At 64.0% G+C, this 17,064-nt stretch carries 16 protein-coding genes; 7 read left to right on the top strand and 9 right to left on the bottom strand.

Going from position 1 to position 17,064, the window contains the following annotated elements; all coding sequences use genetic code 11:
* Positions 1-360: hypothetical protein (locus VNH11_10200; protein HVA46723.1), on the top strand; the 360-nt coding region annotated here is incomplete at its 5' end.
* A gap of 309 nt (positions 361-669) precedes the next feature.
* On the opposite strand, the gene VNH11_10195 is transcribed toward VNH11_10200, so the two are convergent.
* The 3 genes from VNH11_10195 to VNH11_10185 form a co-directional block, all read right to left on the bottom strand.
* Positions 670-2,226 carry a TolC family protein gene (locus tag VNH11_10195; GenBank protein ID HVA46722.1) on the bottom strand — a complete coding sequence of 519 codons (1,557 nt, stop codon included), beginning with the start codon at positions 2,224-2,226 and terminating at the stop codon, positions 670-672.
* 164 nt (positions 2,227-2,390) lie between these two features.
* Positions 2,391-3,371 (bottom strand): NAD-dependent epimerase/dehydratase family protein, encoded by a 981-nt coding sequence (locus tag VNH11_10190; GenBank protein HVA46721.1) that lies wholly within the window; start codon positions 3,369-3,371, stop codon positions 2,391-2,393.
* 371 nt (positions 3,372-3,742) lie between these two features.
* Positions 3,743-3,937 carry a hypothetical protein gene (locus tag VNH11_10185; protein ID HVA46720.1) on the bottom strand — a complete coding sequence of 65 codons (195 nt, stop codon included), beginning with the start codon at positions 3,935-3,937 and terminating at the stop codon, positions 3,743-3,745.
* 235 nt (positions 3,938-4,172) lie between these two features.
* Between VNH11_10185 and VNH11_10180 the strand changes: the two genes are divergently transcribed.
* Both VNH11_10180 and VNH11_10175 read left to right on the top strand, forming a co-directional pair.
* The gene (locus VNH11_10180) at positions 4,173-6,086 is read left to right on the top strand and encodes a phospholipid carrier-dependent glycosyltransferase (protein HVA46719.1); all 1,914 of its coding nucleotides are present in this window, start codon (positions 4,173-4,175) and stop codon (positions 6,084-6,086) included.
* Positions 6,087-6,233: 147 nt separating this feature from the next.
* The gene (locus VNH11_10175) at positions 6,234-6,524 is read left to right on the top strand and encodes a BON domain-containing protein (GenBank protein ID HVA46718.1); all 291 of its coding nucleotides are present in this window, start codon (positions 6,234-6,236) and stop codon (positions 6,522-6,524) included.
* A 77-nt stretch (positions 6,525-6,601) separates the two neighbouring features.
* On the opposite strand, the gene VNH11_10170 is transcribed toward VNH11_10175, so the two are convergent.
* The gene (locus tag VNH11_10170; protein HVA46717.1) at positions 6,602-6,877 is read right to left on the bottom strand and encodes a flagellar biosynthesis anti-sigma factor FlgM; all 276 of its coding nucleotides are present in this window, start codon (positions 6,875-6,877) and stop codon (positions 6,602-6,604) included.
* Between the two features lie 670 nt (positions 6,878-7,547).
* The gene (tatC, locus tag VNH11_10165) at positions 7,548-8,600 is read right to left on the bottom strand and encodes a twin-arginine translocase subunit TatC (protein ID HVA46716.1); all 1,053 of its coding nucleotides are present in this window, start codon (positions 8,598-8,600) and stop codon (positions 7,548-7,550) included.
* 245 nt (positions 8,601-8,845) lie between these two features.
* Between tatC and VNH11_10160 the strand changes: the two genes are divergently transcribed.
* On the top strand, positions 8,846-9,799 hold the full coding sequence (locus VNH11_10160) for a hypothetical protein (GenBank protein HVA46715.1): 954 nt from the start codon (positions 8,846-8,848) through the stop codon (positions 9,797-9,799).
* Between the two features lie 192 nt (positions 9,800-9,991).
* On the opposite strand, the gene VNH11_10155 is transcribed toward VNH11_10160, so the two are convergent.
* On the bottom strand, positions 9,992-10,228 hold the full coding sequence (locus tag VNH11_10155) for a hypothetical protein (GenBank protein ID HVA46714.1): 237 nt from the start codon (positions 10,226-10,228) through the stop codon (positions 9,992-9,994).
* Between the two features lie 134 nt (positions 10,229-10,362).
* Positions 10,363-11,403 carry a putative zinc-binding metallopeptidase gene (locus VNH11_10150; protein ID HVA46713.1) on the bottom strand — a complete coding sequence of 347 codons (1,041 nt, stop codon included), beginning with the start codon at positions 11,401-11,403 and terminating at the stop codon, positions 10,363-10,365.
* A gap of 369 nt (positions 11,404-11,772) precedes the next feature.
* Here VNH11_10150 and VNH11_10145 point away from each other — a divergent pair, with 369 nt between their 5' ends.
* The 3 genes from VNH11_10145 to VNH11_10135 are packed head-to-tail and all read left to right on the top strand — an operon-like array spanning position 11,773 to position 15,037.
* Positions 11,773-13,296, top strand: coding sequence for a circularly permuted type 2 ATP-grasp protein (locus VNH11_10145; protein ID HVA46712.1), 1,524 nt, complete (start codon positions 11,773-11,775; stop codon positions 13,294-13,296).
* On the top strand, positions 13,290-14,267 hold the full coding sequence (locus VNH11_10140; GenBank protein HVA46711.1) for an alpha-E domain-containing protein: 978 nt from the start codon (positions 13,290-13,292) through the stop codon (positions 14,265-14,267). The genes VNH11_10145 and VNH11_10140 overlap by 7 nt, the downstream gene beginning before the upstream one ends.
* On the top strand, positions 14,264-15,037 hold the full coding sequence (locus tag VNH11_10135; protein HVA46710.1) for a proteasome-type protease: 774 nt from the start codon (positions 14,264-14,266) through the stop codon (positions 15,035-15,037). Before VNH11_10140 ends, VNH11_10135 begins: the two co-directional genes overlap by 4 nt.
* Positions 15,038-15,192: 155 nt before the next feature.
* Here the strand turns inward: VNH11_10135 and VNH11_10130 are convergent, their stop codons facing one another.
* Positions 15,193-15,456: a hypothetical protein gene (locus VNH11_10130; protein ID HVA46709.1), complete on the bottom strand. Its 264-nt coding sequence runs from the start codon at positions 15,454-15,456 to the stop codon at positions 15,193-15,195.
* 112 nt (positions 15,457-15,568) lie between these two features.
* Positions 15,569-17,014, bottom strand: a complete 1,446-nt coding sequence (locus VNH11_10125; protein HVA46708.1) for an AAA family ATPase — start codon at positions 17,012-17,014, stop codon at positions 15,569-15,571.
* Positions 17,015-17,064 lie beyond the last annotated feature (50 nt).

Below are 17,064 nucleotides of genomic sequence, written 5' to 3'. Positions count from 1 at the left end.
GCTCGGGCTGGAAAGCAAGTCGCGGACATGCTCTTCAAGGTCTGGCTCAAAGACGGCGGGGAGTGCTGGTTGTTCATTCACGTCGAGATTCAGGGTTTTTACGAAAAAGAGTTCTCGCGGCGGATGTTCGACGACAACACTTCGGCCTACAAGTTGTATCATCGAGAAGTGGTCAGCTTGGCGGTGCTGTGCGACGAACGGGCAAGCTGGCGGCCGACGGCTTTCGGTTATGGTCCAAGGGCACAAAGAACACGAAGAAGGGCAGGAACGCCTTTGCGGTCCTGGTGCTCTTTGTGGTTGAATGCCGGTTCCAGATCGCCGGTTATAATTGCGTGGGGTTCCATCGCATTAAAAACTTGAGGATTGACATGAATCGCGTGGTCGTTCGTTCGCGCTTTGGCACCGATGGCGTCTTGATTTTGCTCACGCACAACACTTGCGGAGTTTCGCAAGTTCGAAGTCAAAAAATTGCCGCCCGAGCCCGCGGCAACCGAAACCAGCGGGGCGACCTGACCACGACGAGCAGCGATTGGCAACCGTCAGGCGCGGCGTGGACGCCGCGCTGTGGGACGTGGTGCCTCGACGCGTCGGCGCGATGTGACGACGTTGCCTGACGCCTGAACATGGTGGGCCGGCGCTCGCAAGCGAGCTGGTCCTACCCTACGACCCTCAGGGGTTCACCGTCTCGTCCGCCTGCGGCGGTTCCACGGCCATGTCCGGCAGATCCGACTCGCCGATCGACGTGTCCCCCCGCGGTCCTTGGCTGGGCGTGCCGCCCGCTCCTGTCGTCGGCACGGCCGCCGACTTGAGGACCGAGACCGGATCGCCGAGATTCTTCAGCACAGGTTCCTCGTCAGTCTCATCCGTGTCGGCTGCGTCGCGCGGCGGTTCCGGCAAGCCGTCTTCCGGTGTATGGAATTCCGCCGTCGGACCGCCGCTCGTCTCGTGAATCACCGGGAAATCGAGAAATCCGCAATGCGCGCCTTGGCACTCGGTGACGAGCACGCCCTGCGCCTCTTTGACTTTCACCAGCGCGATTTTCCAGGCGACGATTTGCTCGATCTCGTCGCTTTCCGCCTCCAGCCGCCGCAGCCGGGCCCGTGTGATGTCGACAAAAGTGGCCTCGTCGATCCGCTTCTTCTCGGCAAGCTCGTCGAGCTGGGCGCGCCAAGCGACGACCGTTTCTTTCTCGACGGCCGTCCGCCGCAAGCTCGATTCGGCTTCGAGCACGGCCTGCTGAATCTCCGCCGTCACCTCCCGCCGGCGTTGCTCGTAATGCTCCGCCAATTGCCGCTGGCGGGTGGGCAGCTCGCGTCGATTTGCCCGGCGTTGTCCGAGTATCGCGGGGAAGTCCAAGAGCGACACCAGACCGGTGAACTTGCTCTGCGAGCCGACAAGGGTGCTCGCTCCGCCCACCACGCCGCGAGTGATGGCGACGTTTTTGGCCTTCAGCGACGAGCGCAGCGACGACAGCAGCCGCAGCTCCGGACGCGTCGCAACGCCCACCGCCACCGCCAGGTCGATGTCGGAGGGAGCAACCACGACCGTCAAGTCGGCCGTCGGCCATAGTCGCGGCCGAACTTCCGGCGTGCTCAGTCCCAAAAGCTGCACGAGCTTTGCGTTGAGCTGGTCGAGCTGGCCGGTAAGCTCAAGCTGCTTGTCGAGCAAGGCCAGCCGTTGCCGCTTCAGTTCGCCGTCGTCGAAAGGCACCTGCACGCCGTGCTGCCGCAGTCGGCCCACATTGGCGAGCGCGTCGTCGATCTCCTGCAAGCTCTTGGCCAGGATGGGGCGGTCCGCCTCTGCCTGGGCGATGTGGTAATAGGTGGTCAGCGCCTCCGCCGCCGAATGGTTACGGGCTTCCAACTCGCTGGCCCAAAGCACCTGGATCTTCAGCCGCTCGTCTTCCGAAAGGCCGTGGGGCGCAGCCGTGATCGTCAACGCGCGGCGTTCGCTGGCCATGCTGTCGCCTTCCGACGAAGCCTTGACCGCCAAGCATTGGCACTGCTCGGCCGAGAGTGCCCGGTAGGCTGCAGGTTGCGGTAGCGACGGTCGCAGCGCGTCGTCGACTTCGGCGAGCGTGCCGACGTTGCGGTCGTCGAACGGCTGGCCGTGAATGCGGGTGGTGGGCAAGGTCGCTTCCAGCGGCAGACTGCCGGTCGCCGCCACCGGCCGACGCCGGCCCTGATGGGAGCACCCCACCGCGGCCGCCGTCGCAACCAGAAGCAAGCTCCAACGCAACCAAACCCGCATAGTTCCCCCGACACAATCGTAAAGCCGTACTCATCTGTCATCGCCGTAGCGGTTGTTACGGCTAGAGAAATTCTCACGTTCCAGCGAAGCGGATTGTTATGCGGACCGCGCCGAAGGAATAGGGAACGTGGGTAGGTTCCCTACAGACGCGCGTAGCCATGACCGACAAACCATTCCCAGGCCGCCACGGCGGTCTCGCGAACGGAACGCATTTGGTAGCCGAGCTCGCGGACCGCTCGCTCGGCGGAAAAGTGGTGCTCCATCACCGACATTGCCGCCGCTGCGCGATTCAGGTCGGGCTCGCGGCCAGTGATTCGTCCCCACAAACTTCCCAAAGCGCCCAACATGTGAACGACGGGCACTCGCATGACGCGCATCGGTCGGCGGCGTCCGGTGATCTCGGCGAACAGCGACCAGGCTTCGTAATACGACAGGGGGTGGCCGCCCAAGATATAGCGGCGACCGGCGATGCCCGTTTCCGCCGCCGCCAGAATTCCCGCCGCCACGTCGCGGACGTCGCAAAAGTCGTTGCCGCCGGGCGGCGCGGCGAACCCTTGTCCGCGGGCCACCGCCAGCAGCATGCGTCCGCTCGAGGGCTTCCAGTCCCAGGGCCCGAGCATGTAGGCCGGGTTCACGATGACGGCGTCCAGTCCTTGCGGCACCAGTTCGAGCACGAGCTTTTCCGCCTCGCGCTTGGTCACGACATAGGGGCACTCGACGTGGCGCCCAAGCGGCGTTTCTTCATCGGCCGGACATTGCCGCGTGCCGCGACCCATCGTGTCGACCGTCGAAACATGGACCAGCCTCGCCGCCGCGTCACGGGCAGCCAAGGCGACGTTGCGAGTCCCCTCGACATTGACTGCCCGCTGTTCGGCGAGTCCGCTCCAACCGATGTGAACGCGGGCGGCGGCATGAATCACACGGCCCACGCCGCGGCATGCTGCCCGCAAGGAATCCGCATCGCGGATATCGCCGGTCGCGCGCTCCACGTCAAGATCGGCCAGCGGTCGGGAGTCCGAACCCGTTCGGCCCAGCACGCGCACGCGATGGCCGCGCTCGAGCAGCAGACGGACGACATTGTTGCCTACCAGCCCGGTGGCGCCGGTGACGAGCGTGATCATGGAGCGGCTTGCTTGTTCAGTTATACTTCACGCGGCCGGGAATGAGACATCGGCGGTGGCTGGGGCAGAGCCGGGCCAGGTGGAGGCTGGCACTCCGTTCATCTCGGCGGCCAGGCGATGCCCCGGTTGGACGCACCGGGGCATCGCTTGGCCGTCACGCTGTTGAAGTCGCCAGCCGCTATCTGGCCAAGCTCTGCCCCAGCCACCGTTTTTCCTCGCGGCAAAACATCTTATTCTCGGCCGCGTGAAGTATAGTGCAGCAACGCGGAAACGTCGCCGAGGGGTGCAAGGTAACGCACGCCTGCGGGCGCGCGAAGGCACGGGCCGCGCCCAGCACATGCGACCGGGGCGATGGCCGAAAGGCCGCCCGGTCACGCTCGCGTCTTGTCCGCGACGCTCTCGATGATGGCCCTGCTGCGCCCCTGCTGGTCTTCGCAGGCCAGCCGATTGTCATACTCGAGAAAGCCAATCAACTCCGACAACACGGATTCAGGCAGCGATTCAATGATGGCCACGTCCAGATCGAGAACTTGCACCACGGTGCCTGTCTTCGTCGCACTCATCATCCTTCTCCTTGCGCGACCCACATTTCGCCGAATCCCCTTCGGTGTCCGATTATCCAATCCGGCCACGTGATTGTAATGCTTCGCTCTGGGGGATGCTAGCACCGGAGTGCTAGCAGTCTGGTGTTTTCTCTCCGGCGCTGTAAGTTGTTAATGCGAAAGGCACTTGTGGCAATCAAGGGAGGTTCGTTCCTCCCCGCACCAGGTGGTAAGCATTAGTCCCGTTGACGCCAATGCCGTGAATTCCAAGCTGCGACTCGCTGCAATGATCGCCGTCGCGGTGGCGCTGCGCTGGGCAGACATCGGGCAGCTTTCGCTGGCTCATTTCGACGAGGGGGTGCTGGTCTCGGGTGCGTTCGGAGTGTGGCTCAACGGGCTGTGGCACTTTCCTCTTTCGCAGCCGCTACAGGCCCCGCCGCTGCTGCCGTGGATGGTGGCCGCCGCCTTCGGCATCACGCAAACGCCCTGGCCGATCATGGGCATCTACCTCTCGGCAACCGTGGGTGTCGCCACGGTGGTCATCTACTTTTACTGGCTGCGGCGGCTCTACGACGACTGGCTGGCATTGGCGGGCGCCGGACTCCTGGCCGCCAGCGACCTGCACGTCGCCTTTTCGCGCATGGCCTTGACCGATGTGACCCTCACGTTCTTCTTCGTCTTGGGCGGCTATCTGCTGAGCCAAATGGCGACCACCGCACCGCAGCCGCGGGCCAGCGGCCGAGCGACACAACTCGGCCCCTTGGCGGCATGGGCCATCGGCGTGGGACTGGCGACCGGCGCGGCATGGAACACCAAATACAACGGCTGGATGTTGCTCGCCATGGCCGCGACCACCTGGCTCATCGTGGCACTGCGCGGGTCGCTGCTCGATCGCGGTGATACCGACGGCAAACCGAGCTTCGCGCGGCCGGCCATGATCGTGGCCCTGTTTGTGGCCGCCCTGGTGGCAGTCGGCTGTTTTGCTCCCTGGTATCGTTACGTGGAACAAACCTATCCGGGCGGATATGCGGCCGTCACTCGCAACCACCTTCGCTACGTCGGCCGCCTCGACGATTGGCCACCGCGGGCGGCACGCCTCTGGACATCGCTCTCGGCGTTTCGACACTACGGCTGGTTGATTACGTTGCTTGCGTCTGCCGTCGCCGGAGGGTATTTCGCCCGACGGGTGCCGCCGGCGCATCGACGAACCGGCCCGCAGGCACGTTCGGGCATGGCCGTTCTGGTGGTCATCTGCGGTTTAGGCGCCATTGCCGTCAGCGGGGGCGATGCCACGCTGTTCATTTTGGCCGCTTTCGCCATCGCACCCGCACTCATCTGGGGGCGCTGGTGCGAAATCTTCTTCGCCGTCTGGGCCGGTGCGTTTTTGGTGCTGACTCCCTTCTATCATCCCTACACCCGGCTGCTCGTGCCCGCACTGCCTGCGGTGATTGCCCTCACCGTGTGGCTCATAGCGACCGCCGTCGCGCCCCTCGTGCGCGGACCCTCGACCAGCGAGACGCAAGGGCGCGTCTTGGCCCCTCGCAGCCGCAGCGTCGCCGCAGGGTACTTGGCGGCCGGCTGCCTTGCCGCCTTCATTTTGGCAATCGGCTCGCATCCGTTCGGTTTGCTGCCGAGTCGCAGGGTCTGGGACCGCTGGTCGACGCGGTACTCGTATCGTGCGCTGGGCGACGCCGTGCTCGACGCCAAGCTGCGGAGCGACGCCATGGTGCTCTGCCAGGGGCTGCCCGCCATGGATTTGTATGTCGAGCGACAATGGACCCCGCTGGAAGCAGTTCCCTTTGACCGCTGGCTCCCGCGCGTCGCCCCAGATCGCGAATGCTTTTTGGCGGTGGATTTTTGGGGTGCCTATGGGGAGAACCATCAGCTTGCCTTAGCCTCCCTTCGCGAACATTTACACTGCTTTGAACCGATCGCCGTGGTGCCGAACGACATCAACCTCGCGACCCTGCTGGATTATCTGCCGCCCGCCGCGGTCGCCCGACATCTCGCAAACCCTTGGCCCGATCCGCAGGTCGCCGACCGGCGCGGCCGCCGGGTCGTGTTTCCCGCGCGACTCGACGAACCGTTTGCCGAAGTGATCGTTCTCTACCGGATCGACCGCGAGTGCGTGGGCCGGCTACTTGACAAAATGCGTCCAAGTGCGCTAAAGTGACGGTGCGTGGAACACCTGGCCCAAGGAGGGATCCGGGCATGCCCGAATTCCACCCCTATCTTCCTATGGAAATCGCGTCGTTCAACACGGCGCGGCCGCCTGACCACACCTGCCCACCTTCGAGCAGGCGGCTGTAAGGAAACGTACATGAGCGAGCAACGCAATCGACCCCCGCTTTCCGAATTCTTGATCGACCCGGCACCCGTCTACCATCCGGCCACGCCCGATTCGCGCGGCGAAAAGCTGGCGGCCCGCATCGCCCGCGTCGTCACTCGCCGTACCGCGGGCTCGGTGCAGAACCTGCGCGTGGAAGTGCGGCGCGACGGAGTGTTTCTCGACGGCCAATGTCCGAGCTACTACGCCAAGCAGCTCGCGCAACAGGCCGCGATGACTCTGGCCGACGACAAGCCGCTTACGAATCGCATCGAAGTGGTCTAAGGCGGCCCGCCGGTCTCGCTTGCGGAGCAAGCGGGCTACGGCCCGTGCGGTTCCGCTTGCGGAGCAAGCGGGCTACGTTACGCCACTTCGTCCAAGAACCGGTTCAAGGCCGCGTCGAGCTTGTCGGGCGTCTCGTAGGTGCCGGCCGCAATCTGGGCGCGGATCGAGTCGACGCGGTTTTGTCGGATGTCCGGAACCTGGTTGGCCAGGTCGACCAGGCGGCCGGCGTCGGAAATCTGCAACTCGTCTTGGGCGGGCTGCAATGAGCCTGCCGGATCGGACGACGCGGGCCGAACGTGCGGCGAGCTGATCGCTTGCGGACCGTGTAACTGCGCAGGACCGTAAATTTGCATGGTTCTCCTCCCAGGCTAGATCCTAGCCGGACAATGCGAACGAAGTAAACGCCGCGGCTTTAGCTCGGCTGTTCCTGCGGCCTGCCCGAAACGGGCGTCGATTTGTCTTGGCCGACCGAACCTCTTTGAGCTAACACGCTCCGCAGACCGTCAACCTCCGTTCAAGCCAGTATACTTCAATCTCACCGGCGCCGCTGTCCATGTCTTGGGAGTCGACCTCGCGGGCACGGAAACTCTGTGCCCGTCTCATCGACTCGCCGACCGGCGATGATTGAACCAATCCCTCACGCTTGGTCTTGTGCCGTAAACCAATACCGTAAACAAGTGTGTCGCCTTTGCCGACGCGGCAAACGCTGTCGTTGCGGCACAGCCGAGGCGGCCGTGCCACACCAACGTCATCACGCCACACCCGTCGGCCGCGGCGTGATTCCCAAACGCCACCAAGGTTGCCCCGACACAACGCATCCGCACGACCGGGGCGGCCGTGCCACACTAACCCGAAGCGCCAGCGAGGACGAACGACGAGCTTGCCTCGCTTGCGCGTCGGGTTAGTGTTTGAACAACCCTGCTGACATTGCTCGATACGCGGGCCGGCCAGCGGCGGTTCGGTGACGCCGGAAAAAAACGTGGACGTGATTATAGGGGGGCGTGGAAATCTGGACAACACGACTTATTCCGCGGCGTCTGGGGTAATTCGCCCGCGGGGCAGCCAGTGGCAGAGCAAAACGCCGCCAAAATAGAGAACGGTGAGCGGGATGGCCATGAAGAAGATCGTGTAGGGATCGGCGGGCGTAAGGATGGCGGAAAGCACGAAGATCACCAGGATGGCGATCCGCCACCGCTGCATATAGGCTTGCACGTTGAAGATGCCCAGCCGTTCCAAGAACAGCATCACCAGCGGAAGCTGGAAGCTGATGCCGAAGCCCAGCGGCAGAAAGATCACAAACCCCATCCACTCGCTGATGCGCGGGTCGATCTTGAAGCCCAGCGCGCCGCTGATGCCGAACAGAAAACCGAGCACGGGCTGGAACACGAACAGGTAGGCCATCCCCGCGCCCAGCAGAAACAACCCGATGCTGAACGGCAGAAAGACGTGGATATACTTCTTCTCGTGCGGATAAAGCCCGGCCGCCACGAAGGCCCAGATCTGATAAAACACCCAGGGACTGGAAAGGACGATGCCGAACACGCAGGCCGCCTTGAACCAGATCATGAAGCCTTCCTGGACGCTCAGCACCGTGGGGCTGATCCGCTCATCCTCCGCGACCGGATGCCAGAAGAACGCCGGCACCAGGTCCTTCGGCTCGACGACGGCGTCCGGCCCGTGCGGTTTGGGCGCCAGCTTTTTTACTCGCGGGTCGCTGTCGCCCAGCGCGATGAGCAGTTGGACCGGATCGAGGTAGCGGATTTCGAACAGGTACTGCCGGTCTCTCACCAGGTGCTCGACCTGCTTGATTGTGTAAGGGACCGGCAGTCCGGCCTCGGTCCGCTCTTTGTGCCACTCGGCGTAGGTCTTGGTGGCCTCGGTCAGGTAAAAGTCGCCCAGGGCGGCGACCAAGGGATCTTCGATCAGCTTGACGATGTAGTCGCCGAAATACAGCCCGATGCCGACGCCGATGGCCAGGCCCAGCACCGCCTTCACCAGGCACGCGCGCAGGTCTTCGAGGTGTTCCCCGAAGGTCATGGTGGTGTCTTTGAAGTAGTCCTCGTCGCGCTTGAGCATCGCAGAGGTGAAAACGTGGTGGGGCGGGCTGCCGGCGGGCAAACCTCGATCTTAACCGGCCTAGTCAGGGGCGGCAACCGAAGGCGGCGCGGGTGGCGCCGGTTGAACGGCCCAAGTTGAGTCGCTCGACTTTGCGACACGAACGGGGCGAAGCGGACGTTGGAATAGGGGATCGCAGCCCGACGATGTAGAATTGAGGAATGCGAACTCCATGACCCGCCGACTAGCCATAAAAGGAAACGCCCATGACGACTGTCGCCCAGAAAATCCTGCTGCGAAGCGATCGGCAATTTCACGGGAAGTTGCCGCCGCGCCACATCGGACTTCTGCTGGCTGAATTGCCGCTGGCCGTTCGGCAAGCAACCTCGATGGCACTGCGGAGCTGCAGCACCGCGCGAGGGCCATGCCCGGCCTGGCTGGAACGTGCCGCGGATGTTCGTTTTGTCGGGCACGAAAGCAATGGCGAAACTTCGCTCTGGTTTGAGGCGCCACGGCTGGGAGACGCCGCCCCCGAAATCTATTCCCAGAAATCGCTGTTTCCAGAGTCCCGCCCCCTCGCGGATGACACGGGCTTCGACTTGCTCGCCGATGTGCTGGCCGACGTCGAGCGGCGCAACGCCGATAGTCCGAATTACGACCCTCCGCTGTTAAGGCGCATCGCCAATTCGCGGCGATTGTTTAAGCGAGGACCGTTCCGCGAATTTGATGTTTTGAGCCGCCGTTTCGGGCCCGATGCGCCGGCCCGCCTGTCGCCGGAGGTCGCTGAATCGGCCAGATGTTTGCTCGGCAGAACGCCGGCGCCGCAGCGGGTTCGGCTCGTTGGTCAACTGGACGGTCTCGTGGCCAGCACGCAGCAGTTTTCGCTGCTGCTCGACACAGGAGAAAAGGTGGTCGGCGTTTTCCCAGACGACCAGGCTGACTGCATGCGCCATCTCTGGCGTGCCCGAGTGCTCGTGCTCGGCACAGCCGTCTACCGGGCTTCGGAAAAACTGTTGCGAGTCGATGCCGAAGCCGTAAAGCCTGGCGAGAACGAGTCGACAATCTTCTCGCGAATGCCGACACCCTCGCATGCCAAGCTCGACATTTCCAAGTTGCACAAAGCGCAAGGTCCGCGCTCGGGGATGGCCGCAATTATGGGGCAATGGCCCGGCGATGAGACGGACGAAGAGGTTGCCGCCGCGCTGGAGCGACTTTCATGACTTTAGCCGACAATGAACTCATTGCCCTCGATACGAGTACCGTGGTTCATTGGGTGCGGCAGGACACGACTGGGAAGCGTATCTTGGCCCTGTACGGGCTCGACCAGCGGCAGGAGCGGCCGATCGTCCTCAACGGTAGTCGAAGGCGAAATACGTGGCCTTGCCAAGTGCTGGAAGTGGGGCGCCGCCAAGCTAACTCGCCTGGAAGAGATTCTCGCCGAGCTGGTCCGCGTCGACGCTGGACACCCAGACATCGTGCTCCAATATGCGAACCTCTATTTCGAAGATCAGCAGGGCGGGCACAACACCGGTGAAAACGACTTGTGGATCGCCGCGACGGCTAAAGCTACCGGTTCGGTGCTTCTCACGTGCGATGGCGATTTCGCGTGGATGTCGCCTCGCCTTCTGCGGGTTGAAATCGTCGTGCAAGGGAGCTGACACCTCGCCGCTGTCCAGCCTGAACGGGACACGCTGCCCAAGAGCCAGTAATCTTGGGCCGCTTCCCTGGCGCATGCACGATCCGCTCGTGATGAAGCTCGGCTTGTGGGCCGAGCTCGTCGAGGTCAGGGGAGCGGCGACGCTTTGCATACGAGTTGGTGGACGAAGCGGAGCTTGCTGACGATGGGCGCCACGAAAACTTCGGGCACCAGATCGACCAGCCCCACGCTGCGGTTCATCTCGTTCATGGCAATGCCGATCTGGTGGTAGTCGAGCAGCATCGTATCGAGCGAGGGCTGCGTGGCGCCGCTGCCGGGAAGACCTTGATTACGGGCACTGTCCAGCAGACAGACCATGTCGAGATAGGCGCCGAACGTCTCGGCAAAATCCTCCCAGGGATGCATCGCGGCGTAGGCACTCAGACAGCGCTCGGCCCAGTCGGCGGGCGCCCCGAACTGGTAATATCGCTCCAGGGCTTCGCCGTAGCCGGGCTGCTCGTGGTCGCCGAAGGCCGCCTTGAACTCGCCTTCGACGCGGCCGCGGACCAACCGCTCCCAATAATAATGACCGATTTCATGGCGAAAATGTCCGATCAGCGTGCGGTGCGCCTCGCCGAATTGCACGCGCAGCCGCTCGCGCTCGTCGTCGTCGGCCTCGCGGATGTTGATGGTGATGCGCCCCTGGCAATGCCCGGTGACGGCCTGCTGCGCCGCGCCGGGGCGCCGCGGATCCTCGGTGTCGGCCAGAAACTGAAACGTCAGCCGCGGCGGCCCGTCGGCAGCGTCGCGCGGCAGCCCCAGCAGGTCGAGGCCGTAGATCAGACGGCGCTTGGCGGCCTCCAGACGATACCAGCGGCCGCGGTTGCCCGGCACCGAAAGGTCGGGAATCATCTCGTTGTAACAGCAGCAATCGCACAAATGTTGGCGCGACGCGGCACCCGACCAAAGCACCGCGCGGTTGCACACCTGATGGCGGCGATAGTTGTCGCACTTGACCACTTGCGCCTGGCAGTCGTCATGGCAGCAGCGATAGAGGCCATCGGGGTCGAGCCGGATGGGCGACAGCCGGCGACATTGCGGGCAAAACGCCAGCTCCAAGCCGCAGTTCAAGCAGCGGTTGTTCTCGAAAAACAGCCGGTTGCCACAAGTACAACTATAAGTCCGCACGCCGCCTCCCTTGCTTTGCGCGATCGCTGTTGTTCGCGCGATCCCTTGTAGGGTGGGACCAGCGAGCTTGCCAGCGCCGGCCCACCCTACCATCCTCACCGCTTTACTGCGACATTTTCTAGCTCTTGCCTAAAAAAGAGGCAATCTCAGCGTGCCATCCGCTGCCAGACGGCGGCTCGTTCAGCACGGCCGCCGGGCCGTAAGTTGTTTGCCTCACGTATCTTGTGTGTCGTCGTGTAGCGGCAATCGTGTTGCCCGGAGCAACACGGTATGATGCTGGTACTGCAGTTGCAACGCCAACCGAACTTCGCCGACTTACTGCTGCGACGAATGGCAGCACGCCTAACCCCGCCCGCTAGTTCCACGTCCATGAAGTTCGACGACTATCTCACCGAGGGCTTCTATGATGAAATGTTTCAGGCCGATGGCCGGCCCCGCGCGACTTCAGCCGCCTTGTTCGAACGGCTCTCGACATTGTCAGACGGCGAGTTGCAGCGCCGGCAAAAAGCGGCCGACCTCACGCTGCTCGACATGGGCATCACCTTCAACGTTTACGGTCATGCCGACGGAACCGAAAAGGTCTGGCCGCTCGACTTAGTGCCGCGGATCGTCCCCGGCGACGAGTGGGACTTCATCGAGCGCGGCCTGAAACAGCGCATCCGAGCACTCAACCTGTTCATCGACGACGTCTATCACAAGCGGCAGATCCTCCGCGACGGCGTGGTGCCCGAAGAGCTGCTCACTTCCGCCAAGTGCCTCCTCGATGCCTGCACCGGGCTGTCGCCGCCCGGCGGCATCTGGTGCCATGTGACGGGCACCGACTTGGTGCGCGACGGCGACGGGCAAATGTATGTGCTCGAAGACAACCTGCGTTGTCCCTCCGGCGTGTCCTACGTGCTCGAAAATCGCGAGGTGATGAAGCGCACCATGCCGCTGGCCTTCGAGGGGCTGCGCATTTTGCCCGTCGAAGATTATCCGGAACGGCTGTTGGAAACGCTGCAGCACGTCGCTCCGCCTGGCATAGGCGGGCCGAACGTGGTCGTGCTCACGCCGGGCGTTTACAACGCGGCTTATTTCGAGCATTCCTTCCTGGCCCAGCAAATGGGCGTCGAGCTGGTCGAAGGCCGCGACCTGGTGGTGGCCGACGGCCATGTCTGCACGCGCACCACCAAAGGGCTGAAGCGCGTGGATGTGATCTATCGCCGCATCGACGACACCTTCCTCGATCCACGCACCTTCAAGGCCGACTCGGCACTGGGCATTCCGGGGCTGATGGATGTGTTCCGCGCCGGCCGCGTGGCCTTGGCCAATGCGCCGGGCACCGGCGTGGCCGACGACAAGGCCGTTTACGCCTTCGTGCCCCAGATCGTCCGCTATTATCTCGGCGAAGACATCCTTCTGCCCAACGTGCCCACCTACACCTGTTGGGATGCCAAGCAATGCTCGCACGTGCTGGCTCATCTCCAGGAACTGGTGATCAAGCCCACCAACGAATCGGGCGGATATGGCATCGTCATCGGACCGAGGGCCAGCCGGCAAGAGCTGGACGATTGTGCCGCTCGGATTCGGGCCAACCCCCGCAACTTCATCGCCCAGCCGATGCTCGCCCTGTCGCGCGTGCCGACGATCATTGGCGACCACCTCGAAGGCCGGCACGTCGATCTGCGGCCCTACATTCTTTACGGCAAAGACATCTACGTGTTGCCGGGCGGGCTGACCCGCGTGGCCCTCAAAAAAGGTTCGCTGGTCGTCAACTCGTCGCAAGGAGGCGGCAGCAAAGACACCTGGGTCTTGTCTGGCCTGCCGAACGGAATCCGCGAGCGGTGCGCCTCGCCGGCCGCGGCCCGAACGCCCACACGATCACCGCTTCGCCCCGAGCACACGCCATGCTGAGCCGCGTCGCCGATTCGGTCTACTGGATGACCGCCTACCTGGAGCGGGCCGACAACGTGGCCCGCTTCATCGATACCAATCTGAACCTGATGCTCGACCTGGGCGACGAGATCGGCGAGCAGTGGCAGCCGCTCATCGACACCACCGGCGACCACGAGCCGTTCGCCCACAAGTACGGCCCGGCAACTCGCGAAAGCGTGTTCCAGTTTCTGATCTTCGACCGCGAGAATTCCAACTCCATCTTGTCTTGCCTGGAAGCGGCGCGTGAAAACGCCCGCATGATCCGCGAGATCATCCCCTCGGTCATGTGGGAAGAGATCAACAAGTTTTATCTGCTGGTGCGGAACCAAAGCCGGCGGAACGATCTCGACGACGCCCGCCGCGTGCTCGATCAGGTGAAGCGATCGAGCCAGACGATTGTGGGCATCGCCGAATCGACGATGTCGCGGGGCGAGGCCTGGCATTTTGCCCGTGTGGGCCGGCTGCTGGAGCGGGCCGACAAAACCTCGCGCATTCTGGACGTGAAGTATTTTTTGCTGCTGCCGACGGCCGCCGAAGTGGGCACGCCGGTGGATGTCATCCAGTGGACCGCGCTGTTGAATTCGGCCAGCGCGCTGGAGATGTACCGCAAGGTGCGGGGCCGCATCACGCCGACCGCCGTGGCCGACTTTCTGATTCTCAACCGGCGCTTCCCGCGCTCCATGCACTTCTGCCTGATCGAAGCCGAGCTGTCGCTGCACGCCATCAGCGGCTCGGCGCTGGGCACGTTTCAGAACGACGCCGAGCAGCAGTTGGGCCGGCTGCGGTCCGAGTTTGACTTCGTCCGCGTGGAGGATATTGTGTATGAAGGCCTGCACGAATTCATCGATCGCTTTCAGCAGCGGCTGAATCTGGTCGGCCGGGCCATTTCCGACACCTTTTTCGCCACCCGGCCCATGCCGGGAATGGCCCTCCAAGAGGCGGCGCAATGACGTTCTGTCTGGGTATGAAAGTCGATGACGGGCTGGTCGGCATCGCCGATACGCGCGTCACGTCGGGTTCGGAGTGCATCACCGCCCGCAAGGTGACGGTGTTCGAGCACGGTCGCAGCTCGCTGTTCGTGATGACCTCGGGCCTGCGCTCGCTGCGCGACAAGATCGTGACCTACTTCGAAGAGGTGTTGGAGAAAGAAGACGCCAAGTTCGACCGGCTCTACAAGGCGGTCAACGCTTTGGCCGAGCAGGTGCGCCGCACCGCCGCCGAAGACAAACAGGCTTTGGAAGGAAGCCGCCTGACGTTCAACTTTCAGGCCCTCGTGGGCGGCCAACTCGAACACGACAAAGAGCACAAGCTTTATCTGCTTTATCCGCAGGCCAACTGGGTCGAGGTGGGGCCGGGCACGCCTTACTGCATCATCGGCGAGACCGGCTACGGCAAGCCGATTCTCGACCGCACGCTCAAATACTCCGACCGCATGCACTACGCGCTCAAGGTCGGTTGCCTGGCCTTCGATTCCACGCGGATCAGCGCCGCCAACGTCGACTTTCCCATCGACGTGGTGGTTTACAAGCGAGACAGCTTCGACCTGATCTGCCACCGCTATGAGAAACAGGACTTGGCGGAGATCTCCCACTGGTGGCAAGAGCGGCTGCGTGAATCGGTGCGTCTTCTGCCCAGCGACTGGGTAAACAAGGTGATCGACGACCCGGCCGCCGGCGAGCGCGACCGCACGATTCCGCTGAGTCCCGGCGCCACGGGGTAGGTTGCGCCGATTTCCCGCAGCCAGGTAAACCGGTTGTCCCGAAGCTTCTTTGAATGCAGCAAGCCGTTCTTGTCGTAGAGCAGCTTCATGGAGGGCACATCGTCAGTCCAATGGATGCGCCGGCACGACCTCGGCTTGAATCGTCGGTGCCGCGGCTACATTCGTTCGCACCACGCAAAGACCGGCCGAGCGATCGTAACAATCAGCCACAAATAAGTGCCGCCGCGGCCGACTTTGATATAGCGCCAGAGCTGCGGCGCCGCGCTAAAACCGGCCCACACCGCGAGCAGTGCGCACTGACCAAAGAACACGGAGGCCAGGCTCACGCCCATCGCGGTCGTTGGATAAACGCGCGCCGCCCAACTCAAGGCGATCCCTGCCGCAAGATGAGCGACGACGAGCGCGTGCAGCCGATTCATGGACGTGACTTTCTGCGACGGATCCGACGAGGTCGGCACAGAGGATTGGCATCCGCGTCCAATATAATGCGGGGCGCGCGGTTTGTGACCCTCGGCGGCATTCGGACAAGACTCACCCGTCGCGGCAGATTTGCATGGTCCGTTCCAAAGCTTTCCTCTCGCGACGAGTGAGGCGGTTTCGCCGCCGGGCGGATGGGGCAGCGGCCGGCGGCGGCGGCGCCTCAGGTCCGGCAAGGCTGCCAGCCGGTGGCAAGGCTGCCACGCTCGGCGCGGCCTTGGCCGACGAGGCAACTTGCCCCGCTGCGGCCGATTCGGCAAGACTGCCAACCGCCGGCAAGGTTGCCACACTCGGCGCCGCCTCGCGCCGCAACTCCACCTGAACCACGGCCTCGCCGGCAAGACTGCCAACCCCAGGCAAGGCTGCCACGCTTGGCGCGCTATCGCCCTCGGGCAGCGCTTCCCAATTCGCGGGCGAGGGGGCGACCCGCGGCAAACCAACGCCCCAGAACCACGTGCCGCTCTTGCCGTCTTTCGTGGGGCGAAGCCCAAGCTCGGCCGCCGCGCGGCGCACCGTCCGCTCCGCCAGGCCGCACTGCCGGGCTTCGTCCCAGAGCCGCTTGGCCTCGATCGGTCCGCGCGCCAGAACGTCGCGCAGCCACTCGCCGGCCTGCCGCCGTTCATGGCGATCGGCCGTGAGTGTGGCCACCACGTCGTCGGCCGCCGCCTGCCGGGCCGCCGCTTGCCAATCCAGCCGCTGGTCGGCCATGCGAAAGGCCAGATTCTCGGCCTGGCGGCCAAGCCGGTTCGCGGTACACACCGCCAGCCGCTCGTCGCCGGCATAAGAGTCGCGCGCCAGCAGCCACACCACCGGCGCCGCGGCCTGAAGCCCATCGAGCGCGCGGGCCTGCCCGCCGCGCACGCCCTTCTCCAGACGCCACACCACGACCAGGGCCATCCGCCGCCGCGCCGCCAAATCGGCCAATCGCCGGAAGAGCACGGCCAATTCGTCGGGCGGCAACCGCTGCGGGCCCAGCCAGCCGGCGAGATCGTCGAGCACCACGAGCGACGCGCCGCGCGTCTCGACCAGCGCGCCTTCGAGCGTGCAGAGCAGCAGCTCGGCGGGCGTCATCTCGTCGCCCGACTCGGCGTGGTCGTCCGACGGGGTGTGGCGATTGATGACCGCCAAACGCCCCTCGTCGGCGCCGGCGGCCAGCAGGCGCCGCTTGAGCGCCGAGTTTTCGTGACGGTCCGCCTGGGCGATCAAGACGGTGCCGGCGGGCGGCCCGCCCGTCGCACCCGGCCCCGCCGCGCCGGGCCACGTCGCCCCGCTCGAAACGTGCGCGGCCAGCTCCGCCGCGAACATGCTTTTGCCGCTCATCGACGCACCGGCCACGATGGTCACATGGCCCAGGGGAATTCTGTCGGGCCAGAGCCAACTGATCTCGGCGCCCTCCATCTGGTCGAGCCTCGCCACCTCCCCTGGGGTCTGGGCCCGGCGCGCGTGGAATTGTTCATCGTCAAGAACGTCATCGTCAAGAACATTGGAATCGGGCAACATGAACGTGTCTCCATAGATAGAATAATGAACAATATCTATCTGTCTATCAG

It is taken from the genome of Pirellulales bacterium (genome assembly GCA_035533075.1).
GTDB lineage: Bacteria > Planctomycetota > Planctomycetia > Pirellulales > JAICIG01 > DASSFG01.
Note: the sequence above shows the minus strand (reverse complement) of the source record. Positions and strands in the feature narration are given on the sequence as shown.